The 1494-nt window shown below is 57.8% G+C and carries 1 protein-coding gene; it reads left to right on the plus strand.

All coding sequences use genetic code 11. The features are described 5' to 3' along the window. Positions 1 to 121 precede the first annotated feature (121 nt). Positions 122 to 1489 (plus strand): IS701 family transposase, encoded by a 1368-nt coding sequence (locus tag HUN39_RS18910; RefSeq protein WP_232366230.1) that lies wholly within the window; start codon positions 122 to 124, stop codon positions 1487 to 1489. Positions 1490 to 1494 lie beyond the last annotated feature (5 nt).

The following is a 1494-nucleotide window of genomic DNA, read 5'->3' on the forward strand; positions in this document are numbered from 1 at the left end:
CTAGTTTTACTGTGTCATAAGATGGCAGAATGGGATATTTTGAGGATTCACGCTCGATTCGGAGGGGGCTGTGGATCGAAATGGCTTGGATCCAGGGAGTGAAGGTCGGTTCGTTGAGTCGATGTCGTCGATCTTGGGACATGCGGATCGTATCGCGCCGTTTCGTTCCTATTGCACCGGCTTGATCCTTCCGGGCGAACGCAAGAGCGTCGAACCGATTGCCGCGCGTGTCGAGCCCAATCGTGTCCAGGCCGCGCATCAATCGCTCCACCATTTCGTCGCGAAGGCCGAGTGGTCCGATGAAGCGATGTTGAGGCAGGTGCGCACTCATGTTCTTCCGATGATCGAGAAGCATGGAGCCATAAAAGCGTGGATCATCGATGACACGGGGTTCCCCAAGCAGGGCGTTCATTCGGTCGGCGTGACGCGACAATATTGCGGGCAACTCGGCAAACAAGACAATTGTCAAGTCGCCGTATCTTTGTCAGTCGCCAACGATCACGCAAGTCTGCCGATCGCCTTTCGGCTTTATCTGCCGGAAGATTGGGCCAAGGACTCGGGGCGTCGCAGTAAGGCTGGCGTTCCCGAGGACGTCGTCTTCAAGACCAAACCGCAGATCGCGCTCGATCAAATCCGCGTCGCGCAAGCAGAAGGTGTGCCGGCTGGCGTCGTTTTGGCCGACGCCGGTTATGGGATCAATACGGCGTTCCGAACTGCGTTGATGAAGATGGGCCTGACTTATGTTGTCGGCATTCAGTCCTCCGCGCGCCTCTGGTCTTCGGGAACCGGTCCGTTGCCGCCGAAGACATGGACGGGCCAAGGACGCCCTCCGACGCTCCTGCGACGCGATGCGCAAAACAAACCCATGTCGACCAAACAACTGGCGATGTCGCTCCCGGAAGATGCTTGGCATGAGATCGCATGGCGCGAAGGCACGAACGAAAATCTCGCCTCCCGTTTCGCTGCTGTTCGAGTTCGACCTGCCCATCGCGACTATTGGCGTTCGACGCCTCATGCCGAAGAATGGCTTCTCGTCGAATGGCCCGAAGCTGAAAGCCAGCCGACCAAATATTGGCTTTCGACCTTGCCGCCGGACACGACCATCTCGGCGCTCGTCGAACACGCCAAATTGCGCTGGCGGATCGAGCGGGATTATCAGGAACTCAAACAAGAACTCGGCCTCGATCATTACGAAGGACGAGGGTGGCGCGGCTTTCACCACCACATGGCTCTCTGCGTCGCAGCCTATGGATTCCTGGTCTCCGAGAGGAGTCTGATTCCCCCCTCAGGCGTCAAAACCACAATCCTCGAAGCGCCTCGCCTATCCGACAGTTATCGACCCCGCGGATCCGCCGATCAGACCCGAACGCCACGTCGTCTCATCTATCGCGTGCATCCGCACGAGGTTGGCGCGCGCCTTGGTGCGACGGCTGTTCCGATGTCCGTGTTGCCAACGAAAAATCCAGCGGCAAACTTTATGACACAGTAAAACTA

The sequence above is a fragment of the Methylocystis silviterrae genome (assembly GCF_013350005.1).
GTDB classification, from domain to species: domain Bacteria; phylum Pseudomonadota; class Alphaproteobacteria; order Rhizobiales; family Beijerinckiaceae; genus Methylocystis; species Methylocystis silviterrae.

Coding starts and splice junctions, on each gene's coding strand:
- HUN39_RS18910 (WP_232366230.1), top strand. CDS start 122: ATGTCGTCGATCTTGGGACATGCGGATCGTATCGCGCCGTTTCGTTCC.